The 15,709-nt window shown below is 67.3% G+C and carries 11 protein-coding genes; 6 read left to right on the top strand and 5 right to left on the bottom strand.

Features of this window, described 5'->3' with window-relative positions:
- Positions 1 to 31 precede the first annotated feature (31 nt).
- Entirely contained in the window at positions 32 to 2,548 is a 2,517-nt protein-coding gene (locus ACOGI4_RS11265; protein WP_419841763.1) for a polyribonucleotide nucleotidyltransferase, read from the top strand.
- Between the two features lie 84 nt (positions 2,549 to 2,632).
- The gene (gene dapB / locus ACOGI4_RS11260; RefSeq protein WP_419841762.1) at positions 2,633 to 3,403 is read left to right on the top strand and encodes a 4-hydroxy-tetrahydrodipicolinate reductase; all 771 of its coding nucleotides are present in this window, start codon (positions 2,633 to 2,635) and stop codon (positions 3,401 to 3,403) included.
- A 28-nt stretch (positions 3,404 to 3,431) separates the two neighbouring features.
- On the opposite strand, the gene ACOGI4_RS11255 is transcribed toward dapB, so the two are convergent.
- The 4 genes from ACOGI4_RS11255 to ACOGI4_RS11240 form a co-directional block, all read right to left on the bottom strand.
- On the bottom strand, positions 3,432 to 5,141 hold the full coding sequence (locus tag ACOGI4_RS11255; protein WP_419841761.1) for a ribonuclease J: 1,710 nt from the start codon (positions 5,139 to 5,141) through the stop codon (positions 3,432 to 3,434).
- Positions 5,138 to 6,022 (bottom strand): 4-hydroxy-tetrahydrodipicolinate synthase, encoded by an 885-nt coding sequence (dapA, locus tag ACOGI4_RS11250; protein ID WP_419841760.1) that lies wholly within the window; start codon positions 6,020 to 6,022, stop codon positions 5,138 to 5,140. Before dapA ends, ACOGI4_RS11255 begins: the two co-directional genes overlap by 4 nt.
- Before the next feature lie 120 nt (positions 6,023 to 6,142).
- A complete protein-coding gene (locus tag ACOGI4_RS11245) occupies positions 6,143 to 6,769 on the bottom strand; it encodes a transcriptional regulator (RefSeq protein ID WP_419841759.1) in 627 nt (208 codons plus the stop codon).
- Positions 6,770 to 6,926: 157 nt separating this feature from the next.
- Complete coding sequence (locus ACOGI4_RS11240) at positions 6,927 to 8,570, bottom strand: long-chain fatty acid--CoA ligase (protein WP_419841758.1); 1,644 nt, start codon at positions 8,568 to 8,570, stop codon at positions 6,927 to 6,929.
- A gap of 96 nt (positions 8,571 to 8,666) precedes the next feature.
- On the opposite strand from ACOGI4_RS11240, the gene ACOGI4_RS11235 reads away from it, so the two are divergent.
- Both ACOGI4_RS11235 and ACOGI4_RS11230 read left to right on the top strand, forming a co-directional pair.
- On the top strand, positions 8,667 to 9,431 hold the full coding sequence (locus tag ACOGI4_RS11235; RefSeq protein WP_419841757.1) for a DedA family protein: 765 nt from the start codon (positions 8,667 to 8,669) through the stop codon (positions 9,429 to 9,431).
- 65 nt (positions 9,432 to 9,496) lie between these two features.
- Positions 9,497 to 11,977 carry a DNA translocase FtsK 4TM domain-containing protein gene (locus tag ACOGI4_RS11230; RefSeq protein ID WP_419841756.1) on the top strand — a complete coding sequence of 827 codons (2,481 nt, stop codon included), beginning with the start codon at positions 9,497 to 9,499 and terminating at the stop codon, positions 11,975 to 11,977.
- A gap of 45 nt (positions 11,978 to 12,022) precedes the next feature.
- On the opposite strand, the gene ACOGI4_RS11225 is transcribed toward ACOGI4_RS11230, so the two are convergent.
- Positions 12,023 to 13,273 carry a cytochrome P450 gene (locus tag ACOGI4_RS11225; protein WP_419841755.1) on the bottom strand — a complete coding sequence of 417 codons (1,251 nt, stop codon included), beginning with the start codon at positions 13,271 to 13,273 and terminating at the stop codon, positions 12,023 to 12,025.
- A 145-nt stretch (positions 13,274 to 13,418) separates the two neighbouring features.
- Between ACOGI4_RS11225 and ACOGI4_RS11220 the strand changes: the two genes are divergently transcribed.
- A complete protein-coding gene (locus ACOGI4_RS11220; protein ID WP_419841754.1) occupies positions 13,419 to 14,354 on the top strand; it encodes an MBL fold metallo-hydrolase in 936 nt (311 codons plus the stop codon).
- A 401-nt stretch (positions 14,355 to 14,755) separates the two neighbouring features.
- A complete protein-coding gene (locus ACOGI4_RS11215; RefSeq protein WP_419841753.1) occupies positions 14,756 to 15,664 on the top strand; it encodes a sugar phosphate isomerase/epimerase family protein in 909 nt (302 codons plus the stop codon).
- The last annotated feature ends 45 nt before the right edge of the window (positions 15,665 to 15,709 follow it).

The following is a 15,709-nucleotide window of genomic DNA, read 5'->3' as shown; positions in this document are numbered from 1 at the left end:
GCTGACTCTCACCCTCACAACAGGAGCAGACATGGCTGAAGCCATTTCGGTCACCGGCCCCATCGCGGGCACCGACAAGACCATGACCTTCGAGACCGGCGTCCTCGCCCGACTTGCCAACGGCGCGGTCACTTCCCGGATCGGGGACACGCAGGTGCTCGTCACCGCCACGGCATCGGACCGTCCGCGCGACGGCGCGTCGTTCTTCCCTCTGACCGTGGACATCGAGGAGCGGATGTACGCGGTCGGCCGGATTCCCGGTTCGTTCTTCCGACGCGAAGGGCGTGCTTCCGACGATGCCATTCTCACGTGTCGACTGATCGACCGTCCGTTGCGGCCGAACTTTCCCGGCGACTACCGCCATGACACCCATGTCGTGGGCACGATCTTGGGCGCCGATCACGTCAACCCCTACGACATCGTGGCGCTGAACGGAGCGTCGGCCGCGCTGTGGCTGAGCGGCATCCCCTTCGAGTGCCCCATCGCAGGCGTGAGGATCGCCTACTCCACCCAAGGCGAGTGGATCCCGTTCGCGACGCATCAGGAGTCCGAGGGCGCGACCTTCGAGATGGTGGTGGCGGGCCGACAGCTGGACAACGGCGACATCGCCGTGATGATGGTGGAGGCCGGCGGTACCGAGAAGGCCTTCGAGTACTACGCCGAGGGGGCACCGAAGGTCACTGAGGAGGTGCTCGCGGGCGGTCTCGAGGCTTCCAAGCAGTGGATCAGCGACGTCTGCGAGCTGCAGATATCGCTGCGTCGGCAGGTGGAGGAGCGATCCGGTCCCATCGAGCAGATGGAGTACACCTCCAGCAAGGACTATTCCGACGACGTGCTCGCGCGCGTGCGCGGCGTCGCGTCGGATCGCCTGCGAGAGGTGATGGCCATTGCTGACAAGGCGACGCGGGAGGCTGCGCAGTCCGAGACCGGGAACGCGGTGATCGACGAAGTCGCTGCGGAGTTCGCGGACCTCGACGGCGCGAAGGACCAGATTCGCGAAGCGGTCAGGTCGCTGTCGAAGGAGATCGTGCGGGAACGCATCGTGACCGACGGATTTCGCATTGACGGACGCGCGACCGACGAAGTCAGGCCGCTCTGGTCGATCGCCGGCTACCTGGGCCGGACCGCTCACGGCTCAGGGCTGTTCCAGCGCGGCGAGACCCAAGTGCTGAATGTCACCACCTTGGCGATGTCCAGAATGGAGCAGATCGTCGACACGCTGAATCCCCAGGACCGGCGGCGATTCATGCATCACTACAACTTTCCGCCCTTCTCCACCGGAGAAGCCGGATTCATGCGGGGTCCCAAGCGGCGCGAGATCGGTCACGGTGCGCTCGCGGAGCGAGCGATCTTGCCGGTCGTCCCTTCCAAGGAGAACTTCCCGTACACCATTCGGCTGGTGTCCGACGTGCTCAGCTCCAATGGCTCCACCTCGATGGGGTCTGTGTGCGCATCGTCGCTGTCGCTGATGGACGCCGGTGTGCCGATCGTCGATCACGTCGCCGGTGTGGCGATGGGACTGGTGTATGCGGACGGCAAGTACGTGACGCTCACCGACATCTTGGGCGCCGAGGACGCATTCGGCGACATGGACTTCAAGGTGGCGGGCACCCGAGACGCCATCACCGCGCTGCAGCTCGACACGAAGATCGACGGCATACCCGCCGAGGTGCTGGCCCAAGCGCTGCAGCAGGCGAGGCAGGCCCGTCTGCAGATACTCGAGGTCATGCGAGCTGCGATTGCCGAGCCGCGGCCCGATGTAGGGGAGACGGCGCCGAAGATCACCAGCTTCGAGATTCCGATCGACAAGATCGCGGAGGTGATCGGACCGCGTGGCAAGGTCATCAACTCCATCCAGGAGGAGACCGGCGCCGACATCAACGTGGACGACGACGGCACCGTGGGCATCGTCAGCATCGGCGCGACCGACCGCGCGGTCGTGGCGGAGGCGGAGCGGCAGATTCGCCTGATCGTCAATCCGCCGACGCCCGACTTGGGCGCCACCTATGAGGGTCGAGTGGTCAACATCACCAAGTTCGGCGCATTCGTCAACGTGTTGCCCGGCACTGATGGACTGCTGCACATCTCCAAGTTGGGCGGCAAGCGGCGCTTGAACGCTGTCGAGGAAGTGCTGGAACTCGGCGACGTGGTGAGCGTGGTGATCGAGGAGATCGACCCGAACGGCAAGATCAGCCTCTCGCCCGCCGATCAGACCCAGGTGGGGGGCACAGAGGACGATGGGCAACCCGCAAGCGAGGCGTCGCGCCGCGACCGAGCCCGCGGCAGCGATCGGAGCGGCGCTCCTCACCGCACACGGCACTCGCGGCCAAGCGCGCAGGAAGCTGCGCCGGCAAGTCGTGCCACCGCCGGGGACGGCGACGACGAGGCTGCTGCGAACGGAGCGGCCCCTGCGCCGAGCGGCACGGCCCGCGAGGACGTGTCGTTCGGCGAGCACTTCGAACAGCTCGCTCGGGACGTCTATGGCGATCTGGGACCGGAACTCGAGCAGTCCGGACGGGGATCCGGCCGCCGACGCGGCCGACGCTGACGGTTGCCGACGCGTTCGGAGCCGCCCGCAGAGTTCGACAGATCAGCGCACCCCGCCGACGCCGCCATCGCTAGCGTGACCGCTGTGAGGGTGCTCGTCTTCGGCGCGAGCGGTCGCATGGGCACGACCGTCTGCGAAGCCATCGTCGCCGATGCCGAACTCGAGCTGGTGGCCGGAGTGGACCCCAGAGCAGGCCCAAGCACGCCGCGTGACGGCGACGCCATCACCGTCGCCGTCGCCGTTGACCACGTCGATCCGGCGAGCGTCGATGTTGCTGTGGACTTCACGGTTGCCTCAGCAGCGCGGGAGAATCTTGAGTGGTGCGCGGCCAACGGCGTGCACGCTGTGTGCGGCACCAGCGGCTTGGACGCCGATGACTACGAGCGGTGCCGGTTGGCATTCGGCGCCAGCAACTGTGTGATCGCTCCGAACTTTGCGATCGGCGCCGTCCTGATGATGCGCTTCGCGGCGATGGCTGCACCGTACTTTCCCACCGCTGAGGTCATCGAGCTTCACCACGACAACAAGATCGACGCGCCGTCGGGCACTGCAGTGCAGACAGCGCGGTCCATGGCGGAGGCCTCGAGCGACTGGGTGCCCGATCCCACCCGCGACGAAGTGCTTGCCGGGGCGCGTGGTGCCGCCGGCCCGGGGGGCATCCACGTGCACTCGGTGCGGCTGCGGGGCCTGATCGCGCATCAGCAGGTGATGCTGGGCGCAGCCGGCGAGACGCTGACGATCCGCCACGACAGCTTGGACCGTGCGTCGTTCATGCCCGGTGTCGTGCTCGCCTGCAAGACCATCGCCGATCATCCCGGCGTCACCATCGGCCTCGACGCATTGCTGGGTCTGTGAAGACGCGGTTCTCGAAGCACGCGGGCAGCTAGTCGAGCGAGATCACCGCAGCAGAGATAGCGGGCCGACGGCGCGTGCGCGTGCCGATGAACCGACCGGCGGCACGGCGAACTGCGCGTTCGATCTCGTCGGTGTCGTGTCTGGACCGCGCCGTGTTGTGGTGCCGCTCTGCGGCTCGGGCTACCTCGCCGGTCAGGGCCTTGACCACGTCGCGGTGCTTGGTCATGTCGAGCCAGCCGCGTGTTGCGATGTCGGGAGGTGCCGCGAGACGGCCGTGGCGGTCCAGCACGACGGTCACGTGCACATAGCCGGCCGTCAGGGCCAAGCGCTCCTCGATGACCCCGGCATCGGGATCTTCCAGCGTCCCGTCGACGTAGTGGTACGGCGCAGGCACGCCTGCGCCGACTCGCAGGTCGCTGCCGGTGAGCGTGATCTGGGCGCCGTCGGTCAGCGTCAGCACCCGTTCGGCGTCCATGCCGAGCTCTCGGGCAAGCTGAGCGTGGCGGGCCAGCATGTGGAACTCGCCCTCGATCGGCACGAACCATCTCGGTCGGCACGCTTGGTGCAGTTCGCGCAGCTCGTCGCGCTGAGCATGCCCGGAAGTGTGTACCTGCTCGTGACCGTCGTGGATCACCTCGGCGCCGCTGCGCGCCAGCCGCGACACCATGCGAAAGACCGCACGTTCGTTGCCCGGAATCGGATGGCTGGACAAGATCACCGTGTCGTCGGGGCCGGGCGTGATCTGGCTGTGTGCGCCGGCCGCGATCTGCGCCAGCGCCGAGCCAGGCTCCCCTTGGCTGCCGGTGCAGATCACGCAGACCTCGGCGGGGTCGAACGTGTCGAGCTGCTCGACTCCGAACAGGCAGTTCTGCGAGACGTCGAGCAGGCCGAGCCCGCGAGCGATGCGGACGTTGTTGACCATGGAGCGGCCTGCGGGCACGACCACCCGCCGCTGTGCCACTGCTGCGTCGCAGACCTGCTGGACTCGATGCAGGTGACTGGCGAAGCAGCTCACGACGAGGCGCCGGTCCGGTCGCTCGCTGAACAGTCGCCGAAGCGTGGCGCCGATGCGCGTCTCCGAAGCGGTGCGTCCGGGACGGTCAGCGTTGGTGGAATCGGCCATCAGCAAGGCGATGCCCTCGTCTCCGAGCACCCGCAGCCGTTCCAAATCCGTCAGCCGACCGTCCACCGGTGATTCGTCGATCTTGAAGTCTCCCGTGTGTACGAGTGCGCCCACCGGGGTGTGCAGCACAATGCACAGGCTCTGAGGAACCGAGTGGGTGATCGGCACCGCTTCCACGTCGAACGGGCCGATCCTGCGGCGTTCGCCGTCTTCGATGACGTTGAACGACGTGCGGTCCTCCAAGCGCGCTTCGGTGACCTTGTGCTCGGCGAGCGCCATAGTGAGCGCCGACCCGTACAGGGGAACTTCGATCGTGCGCAGGAAGTGGGGGACACCGCCGAGGTGGTCCTCGTGCCCGTGCGTGACGACGAGCCCGACGACGTCGCGCGCTCGCGAGGCCAGCCAGCCCATGTCCGGAAGCACGTGCTGCACCCCGGGCATGATCGCCGGGTCGCCGAACATGACGCCGAAATCGATGACCAGCAGACGGCCGTCGCACTCCACGACCGTGCAGTTGCGTCCGACATCGCCGAGCCCGCCCAGAAACGTGACCCTGACGGTGGCTCGCGATGCGCCTGCTGCCGACGGGCCGGGCGCCGACCTCGACGGATTCAAGTCTGCTTCAGCCGGGCGTAGACCTCGCGGGCGCGGTCTTCCAAGCCGACGGGCGTGGGCCCCATGGGCAGCCGTGGCTCGCCGACGGGCAGCCCCAGCGTGCGCAGCATCGCCTTGGTCGGCACCGGATTGGGTGCCGCGTCGCCGGATTCGTACTCGAAGCTCTCGAGCAGCGTGGCGTTGATCTGCTGGGCCGTGGCGCTGTCGCCCGCCTCCCACGAGTCGAACATGGCGACATGCTCGGACATCGACCAGTGCGCTGCGACGCTGATCACGCCCACGGCGCCGACGGCGAGCAGTGGCAGCGTGAGGCTGTCGTCGCCGCTGTAGACCTCGAAGCCGGCTGGTGACTCGGCGATGACGCTCGCTGTTGCGCCGGGGTCTCCTGCGGCGTCCTTGACGGCCACGATGTTGGGAATCTGCGCCAGTTCCAGCAGAGTCGGCTTAGCTATCTTGCGGCCGGTGCGGACCGGGATGTCGTACATGATGACCGGCAAGTCGGTGGATTCGGCGACTGCTGAGAAGTGCGCTGCGATCCCGGCAGGCGATGGTCGGTTGTAGTACGGGGTAACGGCCAGCACACCGTCGACGCCGAGCTCGGCGGCCTTGCGGGTCTGGCTCACCGAATGCGCTGTGTCGTTTGTGCCGGTCCCAGCCACCACCGGCACGGTGACGGCCTCGCTGACAGCGCGCCACAGTTCCCAGTCTTCTTCGTCGGTGATCGTGGGCGCCTCGCCAGTCGTGCCCGTGAGGACGAGCCCTTCGGCGCCTTCGGAGACGAGCCAGCGCGCCAACGTCACGCCGGCATCCACGTCCAGCGAGCCGTCGGCTGCGAACGGCGTCACCATCGCCGGAACCACCCGTCCAAATCTGGCGCTCATGCCGGCGAGACTAGTGCTGCATCGGCGCAGCAGCGGCCTTGGCGACCCGAGGCGCGGGCCCCCGCGACGCCTCGAGGTGTGCGCCTGCTTGGCTGCACGGCACCGCAGGCGTCGAGCGCATCAGACGCTGCCCTCGTCAGCCCGATTGATGCCGAGCGTGGCCAGCAGGTCCTCGTGCAGCTCGAACCACACCGTGTGGTAGCTGGGGATCATCGGCTTGGTGAGATAGTCCAGCTCGCCGGCACGCAGTCTGTCCAATGCTGCGGCGCATCGGGGCGCATAGTTGTCGTAGCGCATCATGACGCTGCTGAGCCCCGTCAGTACTTCTGACAGCTCGAGGTGCAGCGCTTCGAGGCGCTCGATGATCTTGGTGTCGTAGGCGGAGTCGCTGTGGTCGTTGAGCCGATGACCGTCGCCGGGTCCGGTGTCGGTGGCGGCCGGGTGGCCGGCAGGCAGCACCTGCCAATCGGTGCACAGCTGCAGCATCACGGGGTTCAGCTCAAGGAACTTCCGGTAGGCAGCGGTCACGGCGTCTCGGGCGGCGTGAGCATCCAACTCCGCTGCCAACGCCGCTTGACCGTCGTCGCGACCGGTCGGCGTGAGGATGAACTTGGGCACGCCGCCGACCTCACGATGCATGCAGTGCCCTGTCGCGTCGAGTTCGGCAAGCAGCGTTTCGACTGCTGCGGGCTCGAGTCCATGGACGGCCGCGATGTCGTCGACCTCGCCGAGACCCTTGAGTCTCAACGCCAGCCACACCAGCAGGAGCGGTTCGGAGCGGTGCGAACCGCTCGCAACAGGTTCAGTGCGGTGCGAACCGCTCGCAACAGGTTCAGTGCGGTGCGAACCGCTCGCAACAGGTTCAGTGCGGTGCGCAACTGATTCGCTCTCGTTCACGCTCGTGTCACTCCACGACCAGGTCCGCGAACCGGTCCCGCAGCGTCTTCTTGGAGAATTTCCCGGTTGACGTCTTGGGTACCTCGTCGATGATCTGGGTCGCGCTCGGCAGCCACCACTTCGCCATTCGCGGCGCGAGGTACTCGATCAGTTCAGCGTGGGTGATGGTCTCGCCCTCCACAGGCACGATGCACGCCATGGGTCGTTCCATCCAGCGCTGCGACGCGACGGCGACCACAGCAGCCTCGGCCACTTTGGGGTGGCTCATGATCTCGTTCTCCACCTCCGCGGAGCTGATCCACTCGCCGCCGGACTTGATGAGGTCCTTGGTTCGGTCGACGAGCCGGATGTAGCCGTGCGGGTCGCAGGTAGCCACATCGCCTGTGCGCAGCCAGCCGTCGTCGGTGAAGGAGTCCGTGGCGTCGGGCCGCTGGTAGTACGACCCGGTTACATAGGGCCCCCGCACCTGCAGTTCGCCGGACGTCTCGCCGTCGTGGGGAATCTCGTTGACAGTATCGGGCTCGCAGATGCGGAACTCCACGGTCGGCAGCACGGTGCCCACCGTCGCGCGCACGTCCGCCTGCGTGTCCTCGTCGAGGTGCTGCTGGCCGGAGCGGACGTGGGCGACTGAGCACAACGGGCTGGTCTCGGTCATGCCCCACGCTTGCAGGATCGGCAGCCCGGTGACTTCCCGATAGGCCTCCGACAGTGCCTTGGGCACCGCCGATCCGCCGCACGGAATGGCACGCAGACTGGAGGTGTCGCGCCCTTCGAGCTCGCCGAGCACCCCCATCCAGATGGTGGGCACACCTGCGGCGAGCGTGACCCGTTCCGCTTCGATCAGCTCGGCAAGCGGCTTGGGCGCCAGGTTGGGACCGGGATTGACGAGCTTCGCGCCCGCCGCAACCGCTGCGTGGCTCAGACCCCAGGCGTTGGCATGGAACATCGGCACCACGGGCATGACCACGTCGGCTTCGCACACGCCGACGGAGTCCACCAGCATCGCCGCCATCGTGTGGAGGTAGGTGGAGCGGTGGCTGTACACGACGCCCTTGGGATCGCCGGTGGTGCCGCTGGTGTAGCACATCGACGCTGCTTGGCGTTCGTCGGCCACCCGGAATCCTGCCGGGGACGCTGCGGCCAACAGCTCCTCGTAGTCGACGATGCGCGGATCGGCGGGGAGCTCGGTCCCTTTGCTGCCCGAAGCGCTCGAGTTGTCGCCGGAGTCGTCCATGACCACGACGTGTCGCACCGTGGCCATCTCCTCCACCATCGGCCAGAGCAGCGGCAGCAACGAGCGGTCGGCAAAAATCACTTCGTCGCGTGCGTGGTTCGCGATGTAGGTGATCTGATCGGCGAACAGTCGAATGTTCAGCGTGTGCAGCACCCGTCCCGAACACGGCGCAGCGAAGTACAGCTCCAGGTGACGATCGGTGTTCCAAGCAAAGGTTGCCACCCGTCCGTCGGAGGAGATGCCCAGATCGTCGAGCGCTCCGCCGAGCAGCCGAGTCCGTTCCGCCCAGCGTCCGTAGTTGGTGCGCTCGATGCCGGTTGCGGTGGCGGTCACGAGTTCCTTGTCGGCAAAGAGCCACTCGGCGCGTTCGAAGATCGGGTCCAAGGTGAGCGGCGCGTCCATCATCGTCGAGTCCATGACGCCGAAGGCTAGAGGACACGATTTGGCGCCCCGTCTGCCCGCTTCGCAGGGCCTCGCTCGCGCCAGTGGCACAGCCGCATAGCCTCCACCGCGGTGGTCGAGGGCGGCGGCGATGATGCAGCGACTGCTGGAGCGGTTGATGGTCACGCGGCGGCGACGCGCCCAATGATCACCGATGCCGATCGACGCCGGATGCAGCTGCTGGCAGCAGTGCCTGTGGGCTTTGCCTTGTTGGCCTACGTGGGGCAGATCTTCTTCGCCCCGCTGATGACCCGGGCGCCGCTGGCGCTGTTGTCGCTCAACGCGACCGATCCGATCCTGCTCGGCGTGGCTCATCAGGCGCCGCTGTGGGCCTTCATGGCCGTCGGCGCGACACGGCTGTTCATCACCGACCCGTTCTTGTACCAGCTCGGATTCGACTACGGCCCCGACGCGCGGGCGTACCTCGCTGCCGAGTTCGGTGCTCGCAGCCGCATCATTCGCACCATGGACTGGCTGGAGCGCTGGTTCCCCCGAGCAGGCTGGCTCCTGCTGTTCGCCGTTCCCGGATACCCGATGTGCTTGCTGTCGGGTATTGCGCGGATGCGCCGATGGCTGTTCGTGCTGGTGAATCTTGCGGGCACCTTCACGCGTCTTGCCCTCGTGTGGTGGGTGGCCGAGCTGTTCTCAGGTCCGCTTGGAGCGATCGTGCAGTTCATCGGCCGCTATTCGATTCCGTTCACCGTGGTGATGCTGGTGCTGGTTGGGGTGCAGACTGTTCGCAATCAGCGCCGGGCATCTCAAGCTGAGCGGGCCGGCACCCCGCACGCCCAGGAGTCCGCCCGCCGGCATCGCAGCCGAACGCCGCATGCGCGCTGATGCCGGCCAAGCGAGAACGTCATGGGTCTGCGATCGGTCTGCTGTGTCTCGGTACTCTCGCTGAAGTGAGCAGGCGTGGCGTCACCGGTGCCGACGGGCCGCCGGGCGCATCCCAGTCGTCGGATGCACGGTCCTCGGATGCGCGGCCGCCCAATTCCGAAGCGTCTTCCAAAGCGTCCGGCGGCGGCTTCTCCGTAGCGGTTCGCCATGGGCTGAGCGGCCGGTCACGCGAAATAGTGGCGCTGTCGCTGTTCGCGCTTGCGGTGATCTGCGCGCTGGGCCTGCTGGGCGACCGAGCAGGCGTGGTAGGCCGCATCCTGGAGCGCACGCTGGCTGCCGCGCTGGGCGTGTTCCGCTACGTGGTGCCGGTGCTGCTGGTCTGGGTTGCAGTAGCGCTCGCACGCAAGTCGGCCTCGGAGCGAAGCGGCCGCGTTGCGTTCGGGCTGGGCCTGCTCACGCTGTGTTTCGCTGGTGTCGCGCACGTGTCGGGACCTGCCGAGGGCTTCGGCTCGCTGGACGACCTGCGACGCAGCGGGGGACTGCTGGGCGCTGCGGTTGCTGAGCCGCTGCGCCGCCTGATCGACGATCCTGCGACATGGGCGGTGCTGATCCTCGTCATGGCGTTTGCCGTCATGATCGTGGCGAACATCGGCCTCGGCCAGGTTCTGCGATGGCTCTGGACCGGACTGTGCGCGGCGGGCAGGATGGCGCGCGGCACCCTCTCCAAGGGTGCCCGCAGCTTGCAGCGAGTCGGCCAAGAGCCCAAGCCGCCCTCGTTCGAAGCTCATCACTATCGGGATCAGAACCATGATGAGCACGACGGCGAGCACGGTACCGACCCACCCCGCGGCGTCTTGGTCCCAGATGCCGACCTGGCTGTCGAAGCGGGCGACGCAGTGTCCCGGTCCGAGGCGGATTGGCCGCAGTCCGAGGTTGCAGACAGCGAGACGGGCTTGGAGCCATCGCCGCCTCGATCGGCGGCCGCTCCCGCCGGCCGCCCGCCGACGGCATCGACCTCAGCGGAGTCCCGTCGCGCAGCCGCCGCACCGAGCGCCGCCGCGCAGACGCGCTGGAAGCTGCCCAGCCAGTCCCTGCTCAAGCGCGGTGGGGCCCGCCAGTTCGACAGGGCGCAGTTGTCGGCGGGTGCTGCGGCGCTCGTGGCGGCGCTTGCCAGCCACGGCGTGGAGACGCACGTCACGGGCTGGGAACCCGGACCGACCGTCACGCGCTATGAGCTGAAGCTGGGACCCGGCGTGAAGGTGTCACGGGTCACTGCCTTGCACAAGGACATCGCATACGCCATGGCAGCGGCTGACGTCCGGATCCTGGCGCCGATTCCGGGCAGATCGGCGATCGGCATCGAGGTCCCCAACCCCGACCGTCACCTGGTCGCGCTCGGCGACATCCTGTCCGCCAAGGCCGCAGCCGAGGCGATGCACCCGCTCGCCGTGGCGATGGGCAAGGACATCTCGGGTCGAGAGGTCATGCTCAACTTGGCCACGATGCCTCACGTGCTGATTGCCGGCGCGACGGGCTCGGGCAAGTCGTCGTGCATCAACTCCGTCATCACGTCATTGCTCATGCGGACGACGCCCGACGAGGTGCGCATGATCCTCGTCGACCCCAAGCGGGTGGAGCTGGGTCAGTACGACGGCTTGCCTCACTTGCTGACGGCTGTGGTGACCGAGCCTCGCAAGGCGGCGAACGCGCTCGAGTGGGCCGTCAAGGAGATGGAGCGTCGCTACGACGTCTTGTCGGAAGCGGGCTTTCGCGACATCAGCGGCTTCAACGCCGCCGTGCTGGACAGCGCATTGCACTGCGACGAGCGCGAGCTGGCGGCGAAGGGTCAGCTGCGCGACTCGATGCCCTTCATCGTGGTGGTCGTCGACGAGCTGAACGACCTCATGATGGTGGCGGCTCGCGACGTGGAGGAATCCATCACCCGACTGGCGCAGATGGCCCGCGCGGTCGGCATCCATCTCGTGGTGGCGACGCAGCGGCCGAGTGTGAATGTCATCACCGGAGTGATCAAGGCCAACATCCCCAGCCGGCTCGCATTTGCTGTCTCCAGTCTCGCTGACAGCCGGGTCATCTTGGATCAGCCCGGCGCCGAGCGACTGGTCGGCCAAGGCGACATGCTGCTGCTGACCGCCAACTCCAGCACCCCGCGTCGCATTCAAGGCAGCTGGGTGAGCGAGTCTGAGATCGCGCAGGTGGTGGCCCATTGGCGCCGCCAATCGCCAGATGTCCGCTACGTCGAAGGCGTGGAGGGCACGCCGGCGCCGCATGGCTCGTCCGGACTTCCGGGCGGCACCACCGGCGACGCCGGCGATGACGAGCTGCTGCGCCAGGCGATGGCCATCGTCGTGGAGACCCAGCTCGGCAGCACGTCGATGCTGCAGCGCAAGCTGAAGGTCGGATTCGCTCGTGCGGGACGGCTGATGGACCTGCTCGAGCAGCGCGGTGTGGTCGGCGCGTCGCAGGGCTCCAAAGCGCGTGACGTGCTGATGACCCCCCAAGAGCTGTCTGACGCCGTGAGAGAGTGACGCCCGGAGCGTGACGCCGCCAGAGCGACAGCCGACCGGTCGGCGCTACCAGCCCACGCGCAGGTGCAGATTGCGGGGGCCGCGCACCTGCACCCCGCCCCACTCCACCCCGCCCCGCCCGATCTCGTCGGCGAGCTCGAACCTCGGAAACCGGGCCAGCCATTCCTCGATCGCGACCCGCAGCTCCATACGGGCCAGGTTCGAGCCCAAGCAGCGATGGATACCGAGGCCAAAGGCGAAGTGTCGGTTCTCCGCACGGTCGATGATGACCTCGTCGGGCCGGTCGAACTTCGCCGGATCGCGATTGCCCGCGCCGAACGGCAGCAGCACCTTGTCGCCCTTGGCCACAGGACAGCCGCCGATCTGAGCCTCATCGGTCGCCGTCACCCGCGCCATGGTGACCGGCGAGTACGCGCGCAGGAACTCCTCGATGGCCGTCGGGACGAGATCGGGTTCGGCCACGAGCCGCTCCCTGTCGGCGGGGTGTGTTGCGAGATGCAGCAGGCTGGCAGAGATCGAGCTCCAGGTGGTGTCGATCCCCGCCAGCAGCAGCAGAAAGCCGGCGCCGGTGATGTGGTGATTGGCCAGCGGGTCGCCGTTGGGCAGCCGCATGTCCAGCAGTCTGGAGGGCAGGTCGTCGGCCCGTTCCTGCCGCCGCCGCTCGGTGAGTTCGCCGAAGTAGTGGAGTACTTCTCGCGTCGCGCCGGCGCGCCGCTCGAACTCGTCGCCGGTGGACTGCAGCACGTCCACCGCCCAGCGGGTGAACTTGGGCTCGTCGGATTCGGGCAGCCCCAGGATGCGGGCGATGACCCGCACCGGAATGTGCTTGGAGTAGGTGTCGGCAGCGTCGGTGACCCCGATGCCGCCTTCGTCCGCTCCGGTCTGTGCGGCGATTGCCTCGATGCGTTCGCGTGCAATGCTGCGGGTGACCTCCACCATGTCCTCGACGGCTTTGGGTCCGAAGAACGGCAACAGCAAGCGGCGAGCATCGGTGTGGAAGGGAGGGTCCGAGGTGATCGGCGGTGCCGTGAGCAGGCCGACGCCCTCTGGTGTCGGCGCCACGGCGATGTCGCGGGAGCTGAAGTTCTCCGTGTCGTAGGCGACCGCTGCGATCTCGTCCCATGTCGTCGGCAGCCAGTGCCCGCCGTTGCGGGAGCTGTGAGCGACGGGACACTCCTCGCGCAGCTGCGCCCACATCTGCGAGGCGTCTTGGACGTATGCGTCGCCGTAGACGTCGAAGTCTCGCTCGACCGTCGAGGAGTCCAGGTCGCCGGCGAGGTCAGCGGTTGCGTTCATCATGGCCCCCTTCGTACCCGGCGCACGACTCTCGACGGAGCGGAGTCCTGCGCGGAGTCCTACCACTGGCGCAGCGTAGGCGACGCACCTACGCTGCGCAGCACACGCGCCCCGCCCAGCAATCGCGCGACGACGAGGAGGCAGTGTGAGCGGACATGACACGCTTGGCGCCCCGCAGCTGAGCGAAGTGGCGCCCAACGTGTACAGCTACGTGCAGCCGGACGGCACCTGGTTCATCAACAACATGGGATTTGTGGTGGGTGCCGATGCGGTCGTCTCGATCGACGCAACCTCCACCGAGCGACGTACGCGTGCCTATCTCGATGCCATCGCCTCGGTGACGCCCCATCCGGTGAGGGTCTTGGTGAACACCCACCATCACGCCGACCACACCCATGGCAACTGCCTCTTTGCCGACGCCACCGTGGTGTCCCACACCGCGTGCCGCGATGTCATGGTGGCTGCAGGCATGCCCGACTACAGCGCAGTGTTTCCGGGCGTGGAGTGGGGAGACTTGCAGTTCCGAGCGCCTGATCTGACCTTCGACGACTCGACCGTGCTGCATCTCGACGATCGCCGCATCGAGCTGTCGGGCTTGGGTTTCGTGGCTCACACCGAGGGCGACGTCTTGGCTTGGCTGCCCGACTGCGGCGTGCTCTTCTGCGGAGACTTGGTGTTCCACGGAGGGACCCCGTTCGCATTGTTCGGTTCGGTGTCCGGGACGTTGGAAGCGCTCGACGTCATCGAGAGCTACGACGCTGAGGTGATCGTGCCCGGCCACGGGCCGCACTTCGGCCGCAGCGACATCGCTCGTGTCCTCGACGAGCAACGGTCCTACCTGCAGTTCGTGCAGGAGGTGGCCGCGCTGGGTCTCTCCGCCGGACGGTCTCCGCTCGAGCAAGCTCGCGAGACCGACTTGGGCATCCACGCCCACGCGACCGATCCGGAACGGCTCGCAGGCAATCTCCATGTCGCGTACCGCGAGTGCGCTCCCGACGGCTACGAATTCCCGGGCATTCCCTCGGCGATCGTGGACATGGCCGCCTACAACGGCGGCGCGTTGCCGCGTTGTCTGGCGTGAGCGGTGTTGCCGCCGGCAGGAGGCGGCCAGTTGGGTCCTGCGCCTACAACGGTGGCGCGTTGCCGCGTTGTCTGGCGTGAGCGGTGTTGCCGCCGGCAGGAGGCGGCCAGTTGGGTCCTGCGCCTACAACGGTGGCGCGTTGCCGCGTTGTCTGGCGTGAGCGGTGTTGCCGCCGGCAGGAGGCGGCCAGTTGGGTCCTGCGCCTACAACGGCGGCGCGTTGCCGCGTTGTCTGGCGTGAGCGGTGTTGCCGCCGGCAGGAGGCGGCCAGTTGGGTCCTGCGCCTACAACGGTGGCGTGTTGCCGCGTTGTCTGGCGTGAGCGCGTGTGCAGTGCGCTCACGCATGCTGTTTCGTGGAGCGGTTGAGGCATTCTTGCGCTCGCCGGTATCGGAGGAACTGCATGGGAGGGTCTTTGCGTGAGCGTCTAGCTGCTGCGCCCATCACGTGGGGTGTGTGCGAGGTGCCGGGATGGGGCTACCAGCTCAGTCCCGAATATGTGCTGTCGGACATGGCCGCGATCGGCTTCACCCACACCGAGCTCGGTCCCGTCGGCTTCTTGCCGGCGGACGGCGAGGAGCTGGCACGACTGCTCTCGCAACACGGGCTGTCCTTGCTCGGCGGCTTCGTCGCCGTAGTGCTCCACGACTCCGTTCGTCTCGAAGCAGAGCTGACGCGCGTGGCCTCGGTCGTGGATCAGATGGCGTCGGCGGGCGGGACGTGGTTCATCAGCTGTCCGATCTCCGATCACGACAGTTGGCAGCGACCTCCGCTCGACGATGCCCAGTGGGACCAGATGTTTCGCGGCTTCGCAGCCATCGACGACATCGCGGCGCGGGCTGGTCTGCATCATGCGTTCCACCCGCATGTCGGCGCGCTGGTCCAGGACGACGTGGAGACCCGCGCGGTCTTGGAGCACACCGACACGCAGCTGGTGCTCGACACTGCGCACCTCACGTTGGGAGGCACCGATCCGGCGGCACTGGCCCGCAGTCACCGGGACCGCATCGGGCTGGTGCATCTCAAAGATGTCGATGCCGGCGTAGCACGGCGCCTGCGCAGCGGCCAGCTCACGCTGATGGCCGCAGTCCAACGCGGGCTGTTTCCCCCATTGGGCCACGGCGCGGTGCCTCTGGCTGAGATCATCGAGACGCTGGAGCATGATGCCTCGGAGACTTGGTACGTGCTCGAACAAGACGCCGCGCTCAGCGGCCCCGATGCCCGTGCAGTGGAACGGTTGCGGAGCGATGTCGCGCGGAGCTTGGAATTTGTGCAACAATGCGAGGCCGCGTTGCGGCGCCCCGGGGGATAAGGAGCGCCTGCGCGGATCTCTGACACGTACTTCGAGAGGAAGCAC

The organism is Candidatus Poriferisodalis sp. (assembly GCF_965205175.1).
In the GTDB taxonomy this organism is placed as follows: Bacteria; Actinomycetota; Acidimicrobiia; order Acidimicrobiales; family Poriferisodalaceae; genus Poriferisodalis.
Note: the sequence above shows the minus strand (reverse complement) of the source record. Positions and strands in the feature narration are given on the sequence as shown.